This is a genomic window from Streptomyces sp. NBC_01450, assembly GCF_036227505.1.
Classification (GTDB): Bacteria; Actinomycetota; Actinomycetes; order Streptomycetales; family Streptomycetaceae; genus Streptomyces.
Genome location: NZ_CP109480.1, coordinates 7,156,426 through 7,178,836, shown reverse-complemented (window position 1 = coordinate 7,178,836; position 22,411 = coordinate 7,156,426). Strand labels below are relative to the sequence as shown.

Below are 22,411 nucleotides of genomic sequence, written 5' to 3'. Positions count from 1 at the left end.
TCACCCCGCACTACTCCAAGTTTTTCCTTCCCAAACGTACACGAACGTGGCCCCTGTCTGGGCGGCCGCTCGCCTCATGGAACCCTGGCACTGGGTGCACGGCGGATTGGTGCCCGCGATCGTCACGGTGTCGCCAGGGCTGACAGGTGCCAGGTTCGCATAGCGATCCCCTGGGATGCGAACGCTTGGAGTGGCCCCCGACATACGCCCCGCCCGACTTTCCGTGTGGCTGGCCTGCGAATTATTGGGAAATCCGAGCGCTTTCTCTTCGGGTGTCTGAGTTCCACTTCGAAGGGTATAAGCATTGACCAGATCACCCTCTGCGTTTCGCACCTCCACCCCTGCCCAGTGAGTACTCTTCCCCGTCGGGCCAATAATGGATCCCGCGAAGGGTTTGTTTCGCACCCCATAGGTCGGCCTATGACCAAATATTGCAGCCAGGGCACTCGGAACCTGATAGGAATCGCTAGAAGTGTCATAGCCATAGCCAGCTACCCAGTTGTCGAACTGGGCCCCGTAGTCGCAGCCTGGAGATCCCGGCCCTCCATTACCGCGACAGTCCGAGTCGAAGATCCAACCAGCGTATTCGGCTGTGTGCGGGATGTTACTTACAAGGCCATAGAACGATTCCCCGACACCAGAGCAGAAGCTCGCAAGAAAACCCCACGATCCGCACCCCCCAGAATCTCCGGGGCCGGTTTTCGGACCGTCGCCACCGCCACTGCTGGTGTGACCGGAACCGCCCGTGTGGGATGTTCCGCCGCCACCGCCCCCACCAGAAGTCCCGCACGCATCGCTGAGGACGTAGTAGCAACCGCTACCGCCCGCACCCCCGCCACCGCCGGGCTTGGTGGTGACACCGCCGCACGGGTCCTGGAGGACGAAGTAGCACCCGGTGCCGTTCGCGCCGCCGCTGCTGCCCTGGTCAGCGGGATATTGCAGACCTGTGGGATCGGACTGGGTGACGGGACTGTTTCCCGCGTAGCTGTAGCCGTTGAGGGACTGGTGCTGGTCGATCGAGAGGACCGGGTCGACGCTGATGAACTGGCCGATCGACGGGTCGTACTCGCGGGCGCCGACATGCGTCAGTGCCGTCGATGCGTCGGCCGGCTTGCCGAGGAAGGCCTTGTCGTCGGGCCAGGTGGTCGCCTTCGTACCGCGTGTTCCGCCGAACGGCGAGCTGTAGCGCTTCGTTATTGCGTACGTGCTCGCGTCCAGGGCCACGCTCGACGTGCCGTGATGGTCCCCGGCCAGGAAGCTGAGCTTCGTGCCCGTGGTGCCCGAGACCGCGGTACGGCAGGCGATGGTCTGGCCGTTGCCCGCGTAGTACCGGGTGCCCGACAGGGTCTTCGTCGTCCCCTTGACCGTCAGCCGCGCCTCGGTACCGCCACCCAGGTAGAGGACCGTGTCCCCGTCACCCTTGGCCCGCCGGATCAGCAGTTCGCCGTTCGCATCGTAGAGGTAACTGGTCTCCTTCGTGCCCTCGGTGAGCCCCGCCAGCTCGCCCTCGGTGTTCCAGACCAGCGCCTGCTGAGCCGCGGGGCCCGGACGGGACGTGGTGTTACCCGTGCTGTCGTAGACGTAGCTGGCTGCCGTGGCGCCCGTCGTCTTGTCCAGCGTGTGGGGCTTGTTGTCCGTGGTGTCGTCGTACTTGTACGTGGTGGTCTTGTCACCCGATGTCGCGTGCTGCGTCTCCGTCTGGCGCTGACCACCGGCGTTGTACGTGTAGGACGTCCAGTACGGAGCCGCGCCGTCGATGTTGGACATCGCGCGGCCCGTCGCGGCACAGTCCGCGGTCTTCGGCGTCCAGGCCTCGGTCATGCGGCTGTAGCCGTCGTAGGCGAAGCACTGGTAGTCGGCCTTGGCCGTGCCGCCCTGGGTGGTGGTGTCGAAGATGGACGTGACGTTGCCCGCGTCGTCCTGCTTGAAGTTCAGGTCCTGGACCGGGTAGCTGTGGACGTCGTCCGTCACCTGGGCCCGGGTGAGACGGCGGGTGCCTTCTTCGTAGAGCCAGATGAGATAGGCCTTCTTCGCCGAATCACCCCCGTCCATGCCCAGGGCGAGCTTGGCCAGGTCGCCCTGCGGAGAGAACTCGGCGCCCTGGAGATAGCCCGTCGTCCCCTTCGAGGTGAGCTGCTGGCCGGTTGAGTTGTACTTGTACTTGACCGTCTCCGCCGCGAGGCCGGCCACCGCCGGTGCGGCGGACTGATCCACGGTGCCGTCCAGGTTGTAGCCGGTGGTGAACGACAGCGTCTTCGGCACGCCTGCGGTCACCAACGGATCCGTGTCGGGCAGGAGCAGTTGGCTTCCCGTGACCTGGTAGAGGTTGTCGTACGACGTGACCTTCTGGGTGTACGCCTTGCCGGCGACCCCACCGTCATAGCGCGTGGCGGTGTCCTGCTGTCCCTTGGCCACGGCGTCGAAGCCCCAGGCCGCGAGCTTGTTGGCGTCCGTCTTGTCGGTTTGCCACATGCCGGTCCTGCGGCCGAGATCGTCGTACTCGTACAGGAGTGTGTTGTTCGCCTTGTTGGCGTTGACAGTCTTCGTGACCTGGTCGAGGACGTTGTACTCGGTCGTCGCCCTGCCCTTGTCCGGATCCACAGCCGCGGTCTGGCGTCCGAACAGGTCGTACTCGTAGGACCACTTGGACTGATCGGGGCCGGTGATCGCTTCCTGCTGGCCGCTCGGCCGGTAGGTGTAGCCGGTCGTGGTGTACGCGGTACCGGTCGGCTTGGGGCCCGCGTACTCGCGGCGTTCCGTGGTCTGGCCCAGGGCGTTGGCGACCACCGCCGTAGCCTGACCGCCTGCTGGAGCTGTCGTGGACACCGTGTCACCGGTGTACGTGGTCTCGGTGATCCAACGGGCCACACCGTGGACCTTGGTCACCGCCTTGATCGCCCGCTCGGCGCCGTCGTAGGTCGTGTCCGCCTGGATCGGGGCCTGACCCTCGGAGGTTTCGACCGGCGCGGACACCGGCGTCGAGGTGCTGTCCCAGATGTCGGACTGCTGGGTGATGGCCAGCCCTCGCGAGTCGTACAGGGCCAGGGAGATGAGCCGACCACCCTGCGGGGTCGGGGACTGGGTCTGCCGGGTGCGCAGGAGCGAGTCGTAGAAGGTGTAGCTGATGTTGTAGCCGGAGCCGTCGCCCTTGAGGGTGCTGGTGGACACCCAGGACATGTCCGAGCTTGTGATCTTGTAGTCGTAGACGTAGTTCGGTGTCTTCTTCAGGGCCGTAAGACGGTTGGGCAGCCATACCTTGGTGACACGACCGAGGCTGTCGTACTCGGATTCCGTGACCTTGTTGTTGGGATCGGTGCTCTTCACCGTCGCACCAGTGGCGAAGTCCACCGCGCTGGTGGTCGTGTACCCCTTGAAATTGCTGGCGCTGTTGGAGGTCAGCGGTCCTGCGTCGACCGGAACGTACGTGGTGTCGGCGACGAGCCGGTCGCCTGCGTCCTTGACCACACGCACACGGCCCAGAGTGTCGTAGGAGCTCGTCGCGGTCTTCTGCCAGGCCGGAGCGTCATCGCTGCCGTAGCCCTTGGCCCGGCCCGTCCAGACCGCATCGCCCTTGGTCGGCTTCTGACTCGCGGACCAGACGGTGGCCGCGGTGTCGTCGTAGATCGTCGCCGTGTCGGAGATGACGTTGCCCGGACGCGACGAGTCCGCGGGCAGGTCGAGCGCCGAGTCGGCGGTGGCACAGGTCTTGGCGACGGTACGGGTGCGGGAGACAAGGGAGTTGAGACCCTTGTCGTCGCTTCGGGCGTACCAGGTGCGGGTGCACTTCTCGTCGTCCTTGACCGCGTCGTCACCCTGGTCTTCGACGGTGTCGGCCATGCCGTAGTCGTCATAGGTGGTCTTCACCGTGCGCACCCGGTCGTACGGGGTGAGCTTGCTGGTGATGTTCGTACGGGCGTGAGTGGCCCCCGTGCGCACGTAGTACGCCTCCGTGTCCGCGTACGACTTGTGCTGGGTCGCCGTCCGCTTCGACCAGGGGTCGCTGATCGTGCCCGAGACCTCGGTGTCACCGTCGTAGGTGGCCGATTCGCGGGTGAATCCCGCGTACTCGTCCGAGTCGGTGATGTCGGCGGCCTTGATGCCCGAGACCTTCACCGGCTTACGGGCGTCCGCGTCCGGGGTCTTCCCATCCGGGCCCAGGACACGGTCACCGTTCATGCCCCGCATGTACACGGTGACGGTTTTGCTCTGCGTACGCCCGGGATTGCCCGTGAGGTGGGTGACCTTCGCGTAGCCGCGCCAGACGGACCAGGTGCGCTCCTTGGCGGGAGTCATCGGGTCCTCGTTGTAGTGCCAGGCTCCGCCACCGGAGTACTGGTAGGTGTGCTGCACGTTCTCCGAGCCGCCGTACGTGTCGGTGGAGGAAACCGAGGTGACCGGATACTTCTGGAACCAGTCGAGAATCGGGTCCTTCTCCCCGTTGGGAGACCAGTAGACGGGGTAGCAGCGCTTGGTGTTCTCGTCGACCTTGGGCATGGTCTGGCCCGCGACGCACTCGGCGTCCGCGTAGGTGACGATGGTCTTCGCGCCGGTCTCGGACGTGACGGTCTTCAGTCGCGGCCTGTTGAGCGGCAGGATGTCGTCGGCCGCGCCGTCGACCCGGTTGGAACGCATCTCGTGCGTGAACCTGACGGGGTCCAGGGAGAGATCCGTCCCGCGCTTGCCCGTGTGCTTGATCTCGTCCAGCCACAGGGACTGGTCGGTCGAGTCACCCGTGTCACCGGGGTCCAGGTACAGCTGCTTGAGCGTCCAGGCATCCACCGCCTCGAAGCCGGGGGTCGATGCCGCCCCGTTCCAGGCGTACGTGGTGATGGTGGTCAGGCGCTTGCGTGTGAAGAACGACGGACCGACGTTGCCGGTGCACTTGTCGTCGTCCTTGCAGATGGTGTCGAACGGTACGTCGGGCCAGTTGTCCCGGGTGTCCTTCGTCAGCGAGTCGCAACCCGTCCCGGAGGCCAGGCAGCGCTCGGAGTAGGAGAACGTGACCTTGTCAGACGCGGTGGGCGAGCCGGAGAACAGTGCGCCGACGCGCTGGCCGTAACGAATCTCCTTCAGGTAGCCACCGCGGACGTAGTCGGTACCGGTGTTGTCGTCGCCGAGCTTGTCGTAGTTGTTGTGCTCGGCCGTGTACCAGTACGACATGGCGTTGTCGTGGGTGTCCTCGACATAGTCGAGGTTCCAGCGCCAGGCCTGCTTCTTGTCCCGGCCGGAGAAGCTGGTCCCGTCGGAGTAGCCGGGCTCCCCCGTATCGTCCCCGAACACTGGCACGGTCCACACCGACTCGGTGCGGTCGTCGGCGCCCGCGCCATCGAGCTTGTTCAGGCCGAAGACGTACTTCGTGCCGTCGCCCGTGACGACCGTCCAGTACTCACCGTTGTCGTCGTTGTTGTCCGCGCCGGTGGAGTGGGTGACCGTGGAGGCGTCGTCGTTCTTCAGCCGCCACTTGCCCGAGGTGTCGTCCTTGACCAGCTCGGTGGCCTTGCCGTTCAGCACCAACGACGCATTGTCATACTTCCAGCACAGGTCGTACTTCTCGCTCTGCCCGTCGTCGTCGCACGAGCCATACTTGCGCTCGATGAAGGACGAGGTCAGGTCGAAACCCTCACCGATCTGGCTGCCTTGGTTGTTCGTGTTCGCGGTACGCCCGTCGACACTGCTGGAGTCGTACGAGATCGACAGGGCGGGCTCGGAACCCGCTGCGGCTGGCGGCACTCGCAGGGGATACGACCACGTGAACGTGCCCGACGACCCCCCTGCCTCCCAGGTCGACGACGCGGACAGTGGGGTCGCCTTGTAGTCACCGCTGCCCGACTTGGCACCGGTGGCGGCCGCGAGCGCCAACATCATCGGCGCACCGCTGGACGCAAGACTCAGCGGCGCCGAGATACGGTCGTGCGCACGGTCGTTGCTGGAGTCGAGGCTGGTGCGCTTGCGGCACTTGGCCCTGGACGGATCATCCAGGGCGCAGTCCGGCAGCCGGGAGAGTTGCAGGCGCCCGGCCCAGTCGCCGCCGTAGGCCGAGGCGAAGGCCGAATAGTCCAGGCCGAGCCGGGCCTTTCCACCGCCCTTGGGGCCGGTGACCTTCAGGACCACGCCCTTGACGCCGAGCGACTGAGCCGCCTCCTGGTCCAGCACCTGAACCGTCAAAGACGCGGCTGCCTTGCCCTTGGCAGGCCTGGCCACCGTGACGGGCAGGGCACCCGGGGCCGCCTCGACCGTGCCCTTCGCCGGAACCTTCAGGGACGTCCTGCCCGATGTGGGCCAAGTAGTTCGCTGCTGCTGGTCAAGGCGCGCTCGCGCGGCCGCGGCCTGGTCCGCCGCGGCGGACTTCTTCACCGTGTCGGCGGCCTTCGTGTTCACCTCGGCGGTGAACGGGCTGACCTTGGAGGCGCGCGGCGCCTTCAGTCCAGGGTCACCCAGGGGATCGGCCTCCGCCGCGAACGCGACGGGAGTGAGAAGGCCGGGAACCAGGGCCAGTCCGGTGGCCGCGGCTATGCGGCGGGACCAGCGTCTTCTTGTACCGCCACCGCGGCCCGATCCAGGCCGTGGTATGCCGAAGGGGTTCATGTGACTTCTTCCTGCACGCGGGCAGCCTTGAGCCCGGCGCGTGCCGCTGGGTTGGATGGGAGAAAGAAGAAGAGGAGCAACGCACGTGCCACCGCTGCCGGGCGGCCCGCTCACTGCGCGGGCCGCCCGACGGTGGACGACGGCTTGGGCTCAGATGTTGTCTGGGGTGGCCAGAACCTGCGAACGGATCTGGTCGGCGGTCATCGCTCCGGTCCAGACCCTCAGGGAGTCCAGGGCGCCGGGCAAGTAATAGCCCGTGGATCCGACGGCCGTGCCGCGGCCGCCTGCGGAGAGCGCTCCGGTGCCTTGCTGGAGCGCGGAGAACCCGGACCTGTCCTCACCGGGCTGCTCGAACTCCCCTACGTACAGGTGCAGTTGCCCCATCCGCTCCTCGGTCCTGGACGGATCGTCCGGATCGGTCCACTGCCACCCCTCCTGCGCATCGAAGACACCGGTGACGTCAACCCCCGTGTCCGTTTCGGCGACATCACCGGCAGCCACCTCCGCGCTCTGGGTGACCTTGCCATCCGCTCCGACAGCGGTGCGGGTGAATTTCCACTGGTAGACGCCGACGTCGGGCTTGACCACCCACAGCGCCCATGAGGACTCACCGCCGATCGCCTGTCCCGCCACCTGGGCCTGATAGCCCACCGGCTTGGACGCCAGCTTTGACGAGTCCAGCCTCACGTGCGCCGACACGGTGAACGAGCCGGTCTCGTCAGTCACCGGGCCGGTCGCCGAGGCGTAGCCCGACGTTCCGTCCAGGACAAGGGCGTTGTTCTCCTCATCCAGCACGGCCCCCGTGGGTGACAGCGCCAGCGCCGGCGCGGGGTAGGAGGAAAACTCCTTAACCTGGTTGCCGGTCGAGGAGGTGGCATCCCAGTACGCAACGAGTTCGTTGGCCGCAACACCGTCCTGCAGGACTTGCGCCTCCTCGGCGATCTGCTCCGGCTTCAGGGCGTACTGCCACACGGAGACCTCGTCGACGCGCCCGCGGAAGTTCTCCCCGTAGACGCCGCCGACCAGAGAGCGGCCGAACTGCAGACCGGCCGAGGACGTCCACGGCTGATATGCGGTGGACAACGAGTTCAACACCACCGGCTTACCCTGCGGGCGGCCGTTGACGAAGAGCTGGATGGTGTCGTTCGTCTTGTCGGTGTCCTTTCCTGTGTCGAATACGGCTGCCAGGTGTGTCCACACGTTCAGCGGCGGAGGACCGGCGTCAGCGATCGACCGCAGGTAGACCGGGCTGTCCTTGACGTCCGCGGCGGTGCGGTTGAAAACCCACTTCTTGTAGCTCGTGGAGTAGTACAGCGTGAACGCCGACCCGTACGCGCCAGGCGCCGACAGCACCACACGGTTCTGCGAGGCGTCCGTCAGGTAAACCCACGCCGAGACCGTGAAGGAGTCCTTGGTGTTCACGGCAGGGACCGCGGTGGCTGCGTAACCCGAGCGCAATGTGTCGTCCGAGCCGTCATTGAGCCACAGCGAGTAGTCGGCGTCGCCACGGCGCGCCAGGGTGGACCAGCCCGCACCTGCGGTCTGCAGCGTGGCGTCGTGCCGGGTTCCCTCGGTGGCGGCGTCCTTCGCCACCGTCACCCCGGAGCCAGGTGCTCCGTCGTCGAAGTGCCAGCGGCCCACCGCACCGGCGGCCGGAGCCACCTTGAAGATGAACTCCGCGGGCGTACCCCACCGGTCGTAGACGTCCTTGGCCCGTACCGAGAGAACCTGGGTGCCTGAAAGCGGAGGTGTCACATCCTTGACATCGGCTTTGAGTTGGCCGGCTACCTGCCGGGCCGGAGTGGACAGCAGCTTCCACTCATAGGCCTTGACGTCGGTGTTCCCGGCGGCGTCGATGTCGGCGGCGTTGGGCTGGAAGGTGAAGGAACCGGGCACACCCGGGCCCCCCTTGCCGTCGCAGAGCGTGCCGCACTCGGTGTAGGGGGATCCGGCAGTGACACGGGGCATCTTCGGTGCCAGCGAGTCGATCTTGAAGTAGCACCAGGAGCTGTAGGAGGACCACAGGTCGCCGCTCTTGCCGTCGTAGGACCAGTGCGACTGCGTCCGCGCCCTGTAGCGATACAGGCCCCCATCAGCACGGTCGTTGGTGCGCAGCTTCTCCAGGGTCTCGTCGGGGTGCCAGCCGGGGTTTGGCATGTAGCCGGTCCACGCTTCATGCCAGGGCGAGTCGTCACCTCGCTCGATGACATACTCGGCCTGCAGGGAGCCCTCCTCGCTGCCCTTGTGGGCCTCCACCAGGGTCTGCACGCGGGCCTGCACCATCGGATCCTTGCGCGTCACGATGAGCGGATCGGCGGACTTCTTGCAGTAAGCGGTGGTGCCGTTGCCCGGGATGAGACCGACGTCCGTGGGCACGCCAGGCTTGTAAGCGAAAGTGACCTGCAGTTCGGCGTTGTCGTCGAACCGCTTCCAGGCTCGTGGATCGCCCTCGTCCTTGGCCCGCAGCATCAGCGTCAGACGGCTGATCTTGCCATCCGCGAACGAGCGGACCGTATTCTTCAGATTCTCGTCCGGCTCATCGGGGTTGTCGTTGAACTCGATCCAGGCATCCGGCTGGTCCGGGCTGCACAGGGAGCCTCGTCCCGCCGAGACGTAGCGGTCACCCATCAGGTCGAGTTGCTTGGGCCCCGGCCACCGGGTGCCCTCGGAAATGTTGTCCGTGCGCACCAGGTCGGTCCAGTGCGGATCGCAGTTGAACGACCATGTCTCACGGGCGCGGAAGGTCGCGTCCAGCACGTACTTGCCGGCCAGCTTGGTGGGCGCGAACTCGAAGTACATGCGGTCTACGTAGCCGCTGCCGCAGGAGTAGCCGTCCGCGGTGCCACACTTGCCGACACCCTTGTCCCCGTCGAACATCCAGAACTTGTCGCCATCGGAGGAGAGCTTCGTGCGCTCCGAGACACCCAGGCCGACGGAGGGATCGATGTAGACCGGGTAGACCGTCTGTTTGCCACGCAGCAACGCCAGGTCTGGGTGGACGGCGACGGTGCCGTCGTCCACCTTGACCGGCAGTACCGCGCTGGCATCGCCTTCCCCAGGCTGCGAGGGGTCGTCCCGCGGTGCCCCGTTCGCGGATACGTCTGCATGGGACGACAAGAGCTGGGTCTGCGGGCCCGCCTCGGCGTCACCGGCGGAGTCCCACATCTGCCCCGCGGGTCCACGAAAGACCGCGTTACCGTCTTCGTCGACGGCCCGAAGACCGCCACCGGCACCGGATGTCACGGTCAGCCCGTCCCCCGAGGCCGCGAGCTTGACCTGCTCGAGTGCTGGGTCCTGAGCAGCCTCAGGCGTCTTGACGACGAGTACTTCGCGGTACCCCTCCGCGGTGGCCGTCAGTTGGAGGTCCACCCCGTTGAAGACATTGGAGTAGGTGGCCGTTGCGCCATCCAGAGTCGGCTGAGGCAGCGAACCAGCCCACCCCAGAGTGATCGAACGGCCGTCCTTGGCGAGGTGGAGCATGTCCGAGCCCGGACCACCGCCAGAGAAGGACAGGTCAACCACCGCGCCGCTAGGGGCGATACGACCATCAGGTCGACGCTCCAACGTGGGGTCGACGGTGCCCCAGGTCCCGTCACTGTTCTTCACACGCTGGGGCGTGGTCGCCTGAGTCAGCTTGAACGAACCGTCCGGATTGGCGCGCGTCGTCGAGTACTCGGTACGGTCCGCCGTCACCTCCACCGGCTCGCCAGAAGCTTTCGCCTGGGCCAGCGCGGTCGGCTCGTCCACTACACCCGGTAACGCAACTGCGGCAGCCACCGCCGCAGCCGTCTCGACTGGCAGCACGGGCAACGCCGACAGCACCAACGATGCGGCCACACCCCCCAGAAGCACACCACGCGATCTTCGCACCCTCCATATGGGCGCTCCGATTCCCCACCCCGATTTCACGGTGTCCACTCCGCTCACAAGATTCTTACAGGATACGCAGAGTTAAATTGCCATTACTTGACTTGGTCAATCTTTAGTGACTTTGGACACATTTCTATTTGTCTAGTATGAACCGTCACCCCCCGATATTCACTTCGCAATTGGCTTATTCAATGCCCTACGTGACCGAAATCAGCAAAGGCCATGCAAAGCTGCGCCCTGTCACGGTCACTGCGGTCACGGGCGGGGGACCCGAGGGCAAACCGCTCATCTCCGCGATCATCGTCCCGTCCGGCACCCCCGGCTTCACGGTCGCCGCCCCGTACTCGAAGGTCGGCTGGAAACCACCGCCTCCTGGGCCGCGGAACCCATCCGCATCGGCCCGCCCGCCCACACCAGCATCACGGTGTTCCCGCTGGTCCTGGGCCCCGACAACCTCCCCGCGATCACCGACCCGGAGGAGGCGGCACAGGACATCCCCCTGTCCGTCTTCTCCGCACTCACCCACGCCAAGGACCCCGCCCTTCCTGTGATATTGGACGCACTGGCGACAGCGCTCGCCAACGCGAGCGGCGAGACCGCGAAAGGCTGGGCGGAATACACCGAGATCGGTCTGGGCGACTCCCGGACCCGCACACTCTGGAGGAACCTGATGGCCACCTGGACCAGCCGCTTCCCCGGCAGCGGCACCCTCATCGAGGAGACCCACATCAAGGGCCGGGCCGAGGGACTGACCCAAGGACTGGCCCAGAGCCAAGCCGAGGACATCCTCCGCATCCTCGACGTCCGCGGCGTCGACATCCCCGAAGCCACCAGGAAGCGCATCATCGAATGCACCGATCTGGACACCCTCAGCACCTGGTTCGACCGCGCCATCACGGCCGCCCGTAGCGAAGAACTGTTCACAGAGGCCTGACCGGCGGCGGCCTCAACCGGCCGCCGACTCCTCGACGACTCCCTGGATGAACGACATCCAGGGACCGCCGGACACCACCGGCCCGCCGGGGTTCTGGCGGCGGCCCGTGCGTCGCAGCACCCGCCCAGGCACAGCCCACTTACGCCAGGAAGCGCGAACTGCGTCCGCGTCGCCGCCACTCCCACCGGAACGGTCCGCCTCCGCGAAAGCGACGACCCGGAAACCATCCTCACGACCACGCCCGCCGCCCTCAACTCCCTGATACGAACCCTCAAGACGTCGACCGACCCTCGCCCGGCGGACAGGCCCTAGCCATGCGGGGCCCGAGCCGACGTGCTTCCTCCCTTGATCAGGCCGTGCCCCAGTACGTACAGCCACCCCAGGACAGCGGCGGCGACGCGACCGACCGCGTCCTGGACCCGGTGCGGTCACCGGCTGACACGCCCCGGGGGGAGCGCCCCTACAGCACCCGGAAATTCGCGCGAACTTTTCCGCGACGGCGTGCATCACACAGGGATGACGGGGCACATGGCGCCGTTCACACGCTCGTCTCGGGCTGTAAGTTTCAAGGAGCAAACAGACATGGCAACCTTCCTGACTGCACGACGTGTGGTGTCCGCGCTCGGTGCAGTAGCCGCCCTGAGCCTGCTCACAGCCTGCAACGACGGTCAGGGCACCGCCAGCGCCCCGAAGACGACATCCGGGTCGGGCCAGCAGGCCTCCGGTGATGACTCGAGCACCGCCGACACCACGACGAACACGGGCGCCACCTCCACCGCCACCGGTGCGTCGAAGGGCTCCGGCGGCACGTCGGTCTCCGGGGGCGGCGCCACGAGCACTCGCTGCACGGCCTCCCAACTGCGCGGGCACGTCGGCGAGAACAACCCGGGCGCCGGGCAGGAGAACTTCCCGCTTGTCGTGACCAACTTCTCCGGGCGCACCTGCACCATCGACGGCTACCCGGGCGTCGCCTTCGTGGACGGCTCCGGCAAGCAGCTGGGACCGGACCCCAAGCGCGGCTCCGGAAGCCCCACCAAGATCACGCTGGCGCCGGGCAAGAGCGCCTGGGCCGGACTGAGTTTCGGCAACCCCGAGGTCAGTAAAGCCAAGACGGCCACGCCCACGGGGATCCTGATCACGCCGCCGGACGAAAAGGTCTCCCTGAAGGTGGACTGGACAGGCGGCGCGGTACCCGTCTCCTCCGCCGCGAACCTGACGGCCTTCCAGGCGGGCACCGGCGCCTGACCCGTTCCCGCCCCACCCCCACCCCACTGCCGCGGAGCGACCGCTGTCCGCTCTGCGGCAGTGGGGTTGTGAACTGCTCTCTGTGGGCTGGGTTTGAGTGCGTTCTGGTGAGCGGGAGTGAGTGTCAGCGGTCTGGCTGTGATGGTGCGTGGGGGGCTTTCGGGAGGGAACGGAGGTTCTTGTGTCGAATGGGTGACCTCTGTGGGTGGTGCTCGTTGGGCATGGCGTCGGGATTTCGGCGTCGCGCTGGGGGGTGACGGAGTGGGCGGGCTGCGGGAGCTCAGGCCGTCGTTCGTGGTGCCGGGCCCCTCAGGGGTGGCCATCCGGGACCGGCTGCGCGTGTCAGAAGCGGATGCGGCGGTGCTGCGCGAGGTCGGGGTGTTTCTGGGGTCGCTGGCCGTAGGTGATCTCGCGGTCCGTTCCCGGCAGGGGCTGGCGCATGATGTGGCCGGGTGGGCGGCGCGTAAGCGGGAGCTGACCGGTAGCTCGTCCGCGCGGTGGGCGGGGAGTATCACCAAGGCCACGCACGATCAGTGGGCGCTGGCCCGGCGCGGCCAGGCGGCGGAGATGGCGTGGCTGCGCGGGCAGATCGGACAGATCCAGGCGCGGCTGGCCCGCCCGCTGGGCGCGAAGGCGAGCAGGCGTGAGGGACTGGTACGTGGATACGGGTCGCGATCCGAGTGGCACGCCAAGTCCCGCCGCCTGCACGCCCTGAAAGGCCGGCTGGCGGCGGTGGAGGCGGACTGGGCGGCGGGCCGGGTACGCGTGGTGCGCGGCGGGAAACGGCTCGCGCACCTGCGGCATCATCTGGACGAGGCGCGGCTGGACGAGCGAGCCTGGCGGGAACGATGGCGAGCGGCCCGGATGTTCCTGGCCGCCGACGGCGAGTCCGGCAAACGCTGCGGCAACGAGACTATCCGCATCACCACAACCGGACAGCTCTCCCTCAGGCTTCCGGCCGTCCTGCACCATCTGGCCAACGCCCCGCACGGCCGGTACGTCCTGGACGCGACGGTGGCGTTCAAGCACCGGGGGCAGGAGTGGCTGGACCGGGTCACCGCGAACCGGGCGGTCGCCTACCGCATCCACCACGACCCGCTGCGGGGCCGCTGGTATGTGACCGCGTCCTGGCAGCGCGCCGCTGTCCCGGTCCTGCCGCTTCAGGCGGCCCTCGCGAAGGGCGTGGTCGCGGTGGACATGAACGACGACCACCTCGCCGCCTGGCACCTCGACGTGCACGGCAACCCGGTCGGCGAACCCCGGCGCTTCTTCTACGACCTGACGGGCACCACCGCGCACCGGGACGCCCAGATCCGGCACGCCCTGACCCGCCTGCTGCACCACACCCGCCGCGGCGGGGCCGCCGCGATCGCCATCGAAGACCTGGACTTCACCGACGGCACCAGCCGGGAGCGGCACGGCCGCAACAAGCGTTTCCGCCGCCTGATCTCCCGCTTCCCCACCGCCCGGCTGAAGGCGCGACTGGTATTCATGGCCGCCGAGCAGGACATCGCCATCGTCGCGGTAGACCCGGCCTACACCTCCCGCTGGGGAGCCCAGCACTGGCAGCAGCCCCTCACCACCCCCACCCGTACCACCACCCGCCACGACGCGGCAGCCGTGGCGATCGGACGACGCGCCCTCGGGCACCCGATCCGGCGACGGACACCACCGCCCCGCAACGACCAGAGCGATCGTTACGGGCATCGGAGTGTCCAGGCCCGACCGGAAACCCGACGGCGTGAGGAAACCCGCCCCCACCTTCCCGGACCACGCACCAGATGCGTGCCGCCCGGCAGTGGCACGAAAGCGGGCGACCAGCGTGCCCAACACCGTTCGGGACACACGGCTGAGCAACAGTCCTGGCAACAGGACTCACTCCCGCTCAGTCTCTAGGAACGGTTCGTCATGGAAGCGCCGCTGTCGTCACAGGGCGTCAAACCAACCCGCAAGCAACAGGATGAGGGGGCCAAGCGGGGCGCCGAACGAGGCAGCCGCACCATTACCGTCCCGGCCGGGCGGACGGCGCCCGCCCTCTGGACAAGTGGTGAGGTTAGGCTAACCTACCTTCGAACTTGTCCGGCGGGCGCTCCCGCCCCGTGCCGAAAGCAGCCACACACATGTCCAACGCCCGTGCCACCCACCTCACCCGACGCGGCATCCTCGCCGCCGGCGGCGCCCTCGGTCTCGGCGCCGTCCTCGCCGCCTGCGGCGACGACGACGCGAAAAGCGGTGGCTCGGAGTCGACGAAGGCCGCCGCCGCCAAGTCCGGCCCCTGGACCTTCAAGGACGACCGCGGCACGACGGTGAAGCTGGACAAGATCCCGGCGAACATCGTCGCCTTCACCGGTGTCGCCGCCGCCCTCCACGACTACGGCATCGAGGTCAAGGGCGTCTTCGGCCCGACCACGACCAAGGACGGCAAGGCCGACGTCCAGGCCGGCGACATGGACGTCAGCAAGCTGACCGTCCTCGGCAACGAGTGGGGCCAGTTCAACATCGAGAAGTACGCGGCCCTCGCGCCCGACGTGCTGATCTCCACCATGTTCGACTCCGCGGGCACCCTCTGGTACGTCCCCGAGGAATCCAAGGCGAAGATCCTCAAGCTCGCCCCGAGCGTCGGTATCTCCGTCTACGACCGCCAGATGCCCGTGTCGCTGCAGCGCATGCTCGCGCTCGCGGTGTCGCTGGGCGCCGACGAGAAGTCCGCCCAGATCGCCGAGGCGAAGAAGAAGTTCGAGACGGCCGCCGAGCGGCTGCGCACCGCGGCCAAGGCCCGCCCCGAGATCAAGGTGCTCGCCGGTTCCGCGAGCCAGGACATCTTCTACGTCTCCGGCTCGAACCTCTCCATCGACCTGGAGTACTTCAAGGCACTCGGCGTGAACATCGTCGAGCCCTCCGCCAAGGCCCTGAAGGCCAGCGGCGGTTGGTTCGAGAACCTGAGCTGGGAGAACGTCGACAAGTACCCGGCGGACATCATCATCATGGACGACCGCAGCGCGACCATCCAGCCGGCCGACATCGCCGAGGCCACCTGGAAGAAGCTGCCCGCCGTCAAGGCCGGCCAGGTCATCGCCCGCTCCCCCGAGCCGATCGTGTCGTACGCCAAGTGCACCCCGCTCCTCGACAACCTCGCCGAGGCGATCGAGAAGGCCAAGAAGGTCGCCTGACACCGTTCCTCTGGACTGAGCAGGAGTGAGTCTGCCCAGCCGCACGCCCCGAACGGTCTTGGGCGCTCCCCCACTGCCTTAAGGGCGTGGGAGGTACCCCCAGGTCCCCGGCGTACTCAACCCCGGGGCGGCGACACGCATCCTGTGCGTGGTCCGAGCCCGGGAGGCCAGTTCCCTGCGCGACCTGGCCATGTGGATACGGCCAGAGGCGACGGGGAGGCCCTGAACCATCACTCCGGTGGAGCAGGGGCCCCGCACGCTGGCACCGCACCCGGCGTCCCAGATCGCACAGCCACGCTAACCCGGATGCCCCAGGGCGCCGCAAGCCCGGAAGCCGACCATCACACGATCGAGCTAAAACGACCTTGTGTGCGCTCCTCGACGAGCAGTTGCCAACCCCTGCCGTGATTCCCTGACGATGACTCAGGAGCATGACTCATGACGACGGCCGTAGCCGCCCCGTTCCGTTTCTTCTCCCTCCAGGTCGTACGGACGAGGCGGCTCGGCCCGTCTCTGGTCCGGATCACCTTCGCCGGAGCCGACCTGGCGGCCTTCGCCTCCCACGGCCGGGACCAGAGCCTCTCCCTCTTCCTGCCGCACCCCGGCCAGACCCAGCCGCTCGTCCCGTGCGAACTGGGCGACGGCTGGTGGCAGGGCTGGCGTGAACTCCCCGACGACGAACGGGCGGTGATGCGCTCGTACACGCTGCGGGCACTGCGCCCGGACGCCCGGGGCCGCACGAGCGAGATCGACATCGACTTCGTCCTGCACGGCGTGGAGCCGGACGCCGAGGTCCCCGCGGGCCCGGCGTCCCGGTGGGCCTCCGGTGCGGCGGCCGGTGACCGCGTCGTACTGCTCGGCCCGGCGGTCGAGGACAACCGGGCGATCCGCTTCCGCCCGCCCGCCGACACCGACCTGGTCGTCCTGTGGGCGGACGAGACCGCGCTGCCCGCCGCCTCCGCGATCCTCGAGTCCCTGCCCCCAGGCACCCGCGCCCGGGCCTGGCTGGAGGTCCAGCACGCCGAGGACATCCAGGACCTGTTCGTCACCGCCGAGGCCGAGATCACCTGGCTCGTACGTGACGACGGGTCCCCCATGGCCGTCGATGCCGTACGGGCCGCCGAACTGCCGCCCGCCGAGAACCCGTACGCCTGGATCGCGGGCGAGTCCGGGTGTGTGAAGGAGATGCGTCGCCATCTCGTGCGCGAGCGCGGCATCGACCGCAGGCGGGTCGCCTTCGTCGGCTACTGGCGGCGGGGGCTGACCGAGGAGCAACTGCGGGAGCAGGGAGAGTAGTTCGAAGGCGTGGCGGGCCTCTGGGCGGTTCAAACAGAGGCGTATGTCACTGAAGCCGGGGCGGGACGGGGTCGCTTGATCGACTTAGGTTAGGCTAACCTAAGTCGAACATCGGGGCCTCGTCCCTCTTCATGTCCCGGCACAGCCCCCGCCTTACCCCCTCACCCGTCCCGCTCGGACTCTCCCGCACGGAGGACCCCCACATGCGCTCGCACCTGCTCAATGACACGACCGCGGAGCGGTACCGCCGCTCCGTGACCGAAGGAATCGAGCGGGTGGCGGCCAAACTCGCCACCACCGACCGACCGTTCACGGGTGTCACGGTCGACGCCCTCGCTTCCCGTATCGAGCGGATCGACCTGGACCGCCCGCTGCACGACACCAGCGCGGTCCTCGACGAGCTCGAAGAGGTCTACCTCCGGGACGCGATCTACTTCCACCACCCGCGCTACCTCGCGCACCTCAACTGCCCGGTGGTCATACCCGCCGTGCTCGGCGAGGCCGTCCTGTCCGCCGTCAACTCCTCCCTCGACACCTGGGACCAGTCGGCCGGCGGCACCCTCATCGAGCGCCGGCTCATCGACTGGACCAACGAGCGCATCGGCCTCGGCCCGGCCGCCGACGGCGTGTTCACCAGCGGCGGCAGCCAGTCCAACCTCCAGGCCCTGCTGCTGGCCCGCGAGGAGGCCAAGCCGAGGAGTGAACCGGGCGACACCGCCGCCGGACTCCGCATCTTCGCCTCCGAGGTCAGCCACTTCAGCGTCAAGAAGTCGGCCAAACTCCTGGGCCTCGGCGCGGACGCGGTCGTCTCGATCCCCGTCGACCACGACAAGCGCATGCAGACGCTCGCCCTCGCCCACGAGCTGGAGCGCTGCGAGCGCGACGGCCTGGTCCCGATGGCCGTCGTCGCCACCGCCGGCACCACCGACTTCGGCTCCATCGACCCGCTGCCCGAGATCGCCGAGCTGTGCTCCCGGTTCGGCGTCTGGATGCACGTGGACGCGGCCTACGGCTGCGGACTGCTCACCTCCCTGAAGAACCGGGACCGCCTCGAGGGCATCGAGCGCGCCGACTCCGTCACCGTCGACTACCACAAGTCCTTCTTCCAGCCCGTGAGTTCCTCCGCCGTGCTGGTCCGCGACGCCGCCACCCTGCGCCACGCCACCTACCACGCGGAGTATCTGAACCCGCGCCGCATGGTCCAGGAGCGCATCCCCAACCAGGTCGACAAGTCCCTGCAGACCACCCGTCGCTTCGACGCCCTCAAGCTGTGGATGACGCTGCGCGTGATGGGCGCCGACGGCATCGGCGAACTCTTCGACGAGGTCTGCGACCTGGCCCAGGAGGGCTGGAAACTGCTCGTCGCCGACCCCCGCTTCGACGTGGTGGTCGAGCCGTCCCTGTCCACCCTCGTCTTCCGCTTCATCCCGGCCGACGTCACCGACCCGGCCGCGATCGACCGCGCCAACCTGTACGCCCGGGGTGCCCTGTTCGCCTCCGGCGACGCCGTCGTCGCGGGCACCAAGGTCGGCGGCCGCCACTACCTGAAGTTCACCCTGCTCAACCCCGAGACCACGGCCGAGGACATCGCCGCCGTGCTCGATCTGATCGCCGGCCACGCCGAGCAGTACCTGGGAGAGTCCCTTGACCGCGCTTCCTGAATCCATCGAAGCCACCGGAAAGACCTACGACTTCGTCGGCATCGGGCTCGGGCCCTTCAACCTCGGCCTCGCCTGCCTCACCGAGCCGATCGCCGAACTGGACGGCGTCTTCCTCGAATCCAAGCCGAACTTCGAGTGGCACTCAGGGATGTTCCTGGAGGGCGCACACCTCCAGACCCCCTTCATGTCGGATCTGGTGACCCTCGCCGACCCGACCTCCCCGTACTCCTTCCTCAACTACCTGAAGGAGTCCGGCCGACTGTACTCCTTCTACATCCGCGAGAACTTCTACCCGCTGCGGGTCGAGTACGACGACTACTGCCGCTGGGCCGCCTCGAAACTGAGCAGCGTCCGCTTCGGAACGACGGTCGAGGAAGTGACGTACGAGGGCGATCTGTACCACGTACGGACGGCCGCCGGCGAGGTGCTGCGCGCCCGCCACCTGGTCCTGGGCACCGGAACACCCCCGTACATCCCCGAGGCCTGCGCGGACCTCGGCGGCGACTTCATCCACAACTCCCGCTATCTCCAGCACAAGCGGGAGCTCCAGACGAAGGAGTCGATCACGCTCGTCGGCAGCGGTCAGTCCGCCGCCGAGATCTACTACGACCTGCTCAGCGAGATCGACGTCCACGGCTACCGGCTGAACTGGGTCACGCGCTCCCCACGCTTCTTCCCGCTCGAGTACACCAAACTCACGCTGGAGATGACCTCCCCGGAGTACATCGACTACTTCCACGCGCTGCCCGAGCCGACCCGCTACCGCCTCCAGACGGAGCAGAAGGGCCTGTTCAAGGGCATCGACGGCGAGCTGATCGACGCGATCTTCGACCTGCTCTACCAGAAGAACCTCGGCGGCCCCGTCCCGACGCGCCTGCTCACCAACTCCTCCCTGAACACGGCCGCCTACGAGAACGGCACCTACACCCTGGGCCTGCGCCAGGAGGAACAGGGCAAGGACTACGAGCTGCGCTCCGAGGGCCTGATCCTGGCCACCGGCTACAAGTACGCCGAGCCCGAGTTCCTGAAGCCGGTCCAGGGCCGGCTGCGCTACGACACCCGCGGCAACTTCGACGTGGCCCGCAACTACGCCATCGACACCACGGGCCGCGGCGTCTTCCTCCAGAACGCGGGCGTCCACACCCACAGCATCACCAGCCCCGACCTGGGCATGGGCGCCTACCGCAACGCCTCCATCATCCGTGAACTGCTCGGCACCGAGTACTACGCGGTCGAGAAGACGATCGCGTTCCAGGAGTTCAGCGTATGAGCACCACGAGCCGTACCGGCACGACCACCGACGTGGGCACCTTCACCATCCGCCCCCTCGACCCCATCGAGGACGCCGAGCTGCTGCACGGCTGGGTGACGCATCCCAAGGCCGCCTTCTGGATGATGCAGGGGGCGAAACTGCACGACGTGGAGCGCGAGTACATGGCCATCGCGGCCAGCGAGTACCACGACGCGTTCCTGGGGTCGCTGGACGGCGAACCCGTGTTCCTGATGGAGCGGTACGACCCGGCGCACGTGGAACTGGTCGGTCTGTACGAACCCGCGCCAGGAGACGTCGGCATGCACTTCCTGGTCGCGCCGACGGAGACGCCGGTGCACGGGTTCACCCGGGCGGTGATCACCGCGGTGATGGAGTACCTGTTCGCCGACCCGACGACCGCGCGGGTCGTCGTCGAGCCCGACGTGCGCAACACGGCCGTGCACGCGCTGAACGAAGCCGTCGGGTTCGTGCCCGAGCGCGAGATACAGAAGCCGGAGAAAAGGGCGTTGCTGAGCTTCTGCACCCGGGAGCGGTTCGAGCGGACGGCGGGGGTGACCGCATGAGCCTCGCCGACGCCGTGGCCCACCTCTCCCCCGTGCGCTGGGGGCGCGCCAACCGTCTTCTCGTCCGCAAGGCCCTCGCCGAGTTCGCGCACGAGCGCCTCATCACGCCGGAGCCCGACGGAGACGGCGGGTACGTCGTCCGCAGCGACGACGGTCTGACCCGGTACCGCTTCACCGCCACCCGCCGCTCCCTCGACCACTGGCAGGTCGACCCCGAGTCGATCACCCGCCACCGCGACGGGTCCGAACTCCCGCTCGCCGCACTCGACTTCCTCATCGAGCTGAAGACGTCGCTGGGCCTGAGCGACGAGGTGCTGCCGGTCTATCTGGAGGAGATCTCCTCCACCCTCTCGGGCACCTGCTTCAAACTCACCAAGCCGCAGATCCCGTCCGCCGAGCTCGCGAAGGCCTCCTTCCAGGAGATCGAGACCGGCATGACCGAGGGTCACCCCTGCTTCGTCGCCAACAACGGGCGGCTCGGCTTCGGTGTGCACGAGTACCTCTCGTACGCCCCCGAGACCGCGAGCCCGATCCGGCTGGTGTGGCTGGCCGCGCACCGCTCCCGGGCCGCCTTCACCGCGGGTGTGGGCATCGAGTACGAGTCCTTCGTGCGCGAGGAGCTGGGCGCAGGGACGGTCGAGCGGTTCACGGCGACCCTCACGGACCAGGGTCTCGACCCCGAGGACTACCTCCTCATCCCCGTCCACCCCTGGCAGTGGTGGAACAAGCTCTCGGTGACCTTCGCGGCCGAGGTCGCCCAGCGCCGTCTGGTCTGCCTCGGCGAGGGCGACGACGAGTACCTGGCCCAGCAGTCCATCCGGACGTTCTTCAACACCACCAGCCCCGGGAAGCACTATGTGAAGACGGCGCTGAGCGTCCTCAACATGGGCTTCATGCGCGGTCTGTCCGCCGCCTACATGGAGGCGACCCCGGCGATCAACGACTGGCTGGCCCAGCTCGTCGAGAACGACCCGGTGCTCAAGTCCACCGGCCTGTCGGTCATCCGCGAACGCGCCGCCGTCGGCTACCGCCACCTGGAGTACGAGGCCGCCACCGACCGCTACTCCCCGTACCGCAAAATGCTCGCGGCCCTGTGGCGTGAGAGCCCCGTGCCCGCGCTCCAGGAGGGCGAGAGCCTGGCCACCATGGCCTCCCTCGTCCATGTCGACCACACGGGCGCCTCCTTCGCGGGCGCGCTGATCGAGCGGTCCGGGCTGACCCCCGTGGAGTGGCTGCGCCGCTATCTGCGCGCCTACTTCACGCCACTCCTGCACAGCTTCTACGCCTACGACCTGGTCTACATGCCGCACGGCGAGAACGTCATCCTCGTCCTCGAGGACGGCGTCGTGCGGCGCGCGATCTACAAGGACATCGCCGAGGAGATCGCCGTCATGGACCCGCAGGCGGTGCTGCCGCCCGTGGTCGAGCGGATCCGCGTCGAGGTCCCCGAGGACAAGAAACTCCTGTCCATCTTCACGGACGTCTTCGACTGCTTCTTCCGCTTCCTCGCGGCCAACCTGGCCGACGAGGGCATCCTCGACGAGGACGACTTCTGGCGGACGGTCGCCGAGTCCGTACGCGAGTACCAGGAGTCGGCGCCCGAACTCGACGACAAGTTCCGGCAGTACGACATGTTCGCGCCCGAGTTCGCGCTGTCCTGCCTGAACCGCCTCCAGCTGCGCGACAACAAGCAGATGGTGGACCTGGCCGATCCGTCCGGCGCGCTGCAACTGGTCGGCAGCCTGCAGAACCCGATCGCGGGGCTCTGAAGCCGATGGGGCTCAGGAGTACGGTCCTCCTGAGCCCCATCTTCC

At 67.6% G+C, this 22,411-nt stretch carries 12 protein-coding genes and 1 pseudogene; 11 read left to right on the top strand and 2 right to left on the bottom strand.

Going from position 1 to position 22,411, the window contains the following annotated elements:
- Both OG568_RS31970 and OG568_RS31965 read right to left on the bottom strand, forming a co-directional pair.
- Positions 1 to 6,585 carry an RHS repeat-associated core domain-containing protein gene (locus tag OG568_RS31970; RefSeq protein ID WP_329534040.1) on the bottom strand — a complete coding sequence of 2,195 codons (6,585 nt, stop codon included), beginning with the start codon at positions 6,583 to 6,585 and terminating at the stop codon, positions 1 to 3.
- A gap of 150 nt (positions 6,586 to 6,735) precedes the next feature.
- The gene (locus OG568_RS31965) at positions 6,736 to 10,332 is read right to left on the bottom strand and encodes a LamG-like jellyroll fold domain-containing protein (RefSeq protein WP_329534039.1); all 3,597 of its coding nucleotides are present in this window, start codon (positions 10,330 to 10,332) and stop codon (positions 6,736 to 6,738) included.
- Between the two features lie 362 nt (positions 10,333 to 10,694).
- On the opposite strand from OG568_RS31965, the pseudogene OG568_RS31960 reads away from it, so the two are divergent.
- The 11 genes and pseudogenes from OG568_RS31960 to OG568_RS31910 all read left to right on the top strand — a co-directional run.
- Positions 10,695 to 10,814 (top strand): annotated as a pseudogene (locus OG568_RS31960) (acyl-CoA dehydrogenase); the annotation flags it as partial.
- Between the two features lie 65 nt (positions 10,815 to 10,879).
- A complete protein-coding gene (locus tag OG568_RS31955; RefSeq protein ID WP_329534038.1) occupies positions 10,880 to 11,389 on the top strand; it encodes a hypothetical protein in 510 nt (169 codons plus the stop codon).
- A gap of 93 nt (positions 11,390 to 11,482) precedes the next feature.
- A complete protein-coding gene (locus OG568_RS31950) occupies positions 11,483 to 11,701 on the top strand; it encodes a DUF397 domain-containing protein (protein ID WP_329536516.1) in 219 nt (72 codons plus the stop codon).
- A 270-nt stretch (positions 11,702 to 11,971) separates the two neighbouring features.
- The gene (locus OG568_RS31945; protein ID WP_329534037.1) at positions 11,972 to 12,634 is read left to right on the top strand and encodes a DUF4232 domain-containing protein; all 663 of its coding nucleotides are present in this window, start codon (positions 11,972 to 11,974) and stop codon (positions 12,632 to 12,634) included.
- A gap of 339 nt (positions 12,635 to 12,973) precedes the next feature.
- A complete protein-coding gene (locus OG568_RS31940; RefSeq protein ID WP_443077795.1) occupies positions 12,974 to 14,530 on the top strand; it encodes an IS200/IS605 family accessory protein TnpB-related protein in 1,557 nt (518 codons plus the stop codon).
- Between the two features lie 224 nt (positions 14,531 to 14,754).
- Complete coding sequence (locus tag OG568_RS31935) at positions 14,755 to 15,804, top strand: ABC transporter substrate-binding protein (protein ID WP_329534035.1); 1,050 nt, start codon at positions 14,755 to 14,757, stop codon at positions 15,802 to 15,804.
- A 438-nt stretch (positions 15,805 to 16,242) separates the two neighbouring features.
- Complete coding sequence (locus tag OG568_RS31930) at positions 16,243 to 17,100, top strand: siderophore-interacting protein (RefSeq protein ID WP_329534034.1); 858 nt, start codon at positions 16,243 to 16,245, stop codon at positions 17,098 to 17,100.
- 203 nt (positions 17,101 to 17,303) lie between these two features.
- Positions 17,304 to 18,761 carry a lysine decarboxylase DesA gene (gene desA, locus OG568_RS31925; RefSeq protein ID WP_329534033.1) on the top strand — a complete coding sequence of 486 codons (1,458 nt, stop codon included), beginning with the start codon at positions 17,304 to 17,306 and terminating at the stop codon, positions 18,759 to 18,761.
- Positions 18,745 to 20,031, top strand: a complete 1,287-nt coding sequence (locus OG568_RS31920) for a lysine N(6)-hydroxylase/L-ornithine N(5)-oxygenase family protein (RefSeq protein WP_329534032.1) — start codon at positions 18,745 to 18,747, stop codon at positions 20,029 to 20,031. The genes desA and OG568_RS31920 overlap by 17 nt, the downstream gene beginning before the upstream one ends.
- Positions 20,028 to 20,597, top strand: a complete 570-nt coding sequence (locus tag OG568_RS31915; protein ID WP_329534031.1) for a GNAT family N-acetyltransferase — start codon at positions 20,028 to 20,030, stop codon at positions 20,595 to 20,597. Before OG568_RS31920 ends, OG568_RS31915 begins: the two co-directional genes overlap by 4 nt.
- A complete protein-coding gene (locus tag OG568_RS31910) occupies positions 20,594 to 22,366 on the top strand; it encodes an IucA/IucC family protein (RefSeq protein WP_329534030.1) in 1,773 nt (590 codons plus the stop codon). The genes OG568_RS31915 and OG568_RS31910 overlap by 4 nt, the downstream gene beginning before the upstream one ends.
- Positions 22,367 to 22,411 lie beyond the last annotated feature (45 nt).

Excerpts from the sequence above, each read along its gene's own strand:
- OG568_RS31970 (WP_329534040.1), bottom strand. The coding sequence starts at position 6,585 with ATGAACCCCTTCGGCATACCACGGCCTGGATCGGGCCGCGGTGGCGGT.
- desA (WP_329534033.1), top strand. The coding sequence starts at position 17,304 with ATGCGCTCGCACCTGCTCAATGACACGACCGCGGAGCGGTACCGCCGC.
- OG568_RS31910 (WP_329534030.1), top strand. The coding sequence starts at position 20,594 with ATGAGCCTCGCCGACGCCGTGGCCCACCTCTCCCCCGTGCGCTGGGGG.
- OG568_RS31935 (WP_329534035.1), top strand. The coding sequence starts at position 14,755 with ATGTCCAACGCCCGTGCCACCCACCTCACCCGACGCGGCATCCTCGCC.
- OG568_RS31930 (WP_329534034.1), top strand. The coding sequence starts at position 16,243 with ATGACGACGGCCGTAGCCGCCCCGTTCCGTTTCTTCTCCCTCCAGGTC.
- OG568_RS31915 (WP_329534031.1), top strand. The coding sequence starts at position 20,028 with ATGAGCACCACGAGCCGTACCGGCACGACCACCGACGTGGGCACCTTC.
- OG568_RS31945 (WP_329534037.1), top strand. The coding sequence starts at position 11,972 with ATGGCAACCTTCCTGACTGCACGACGTGTGGTGTCCGCGCTCGGTGCA.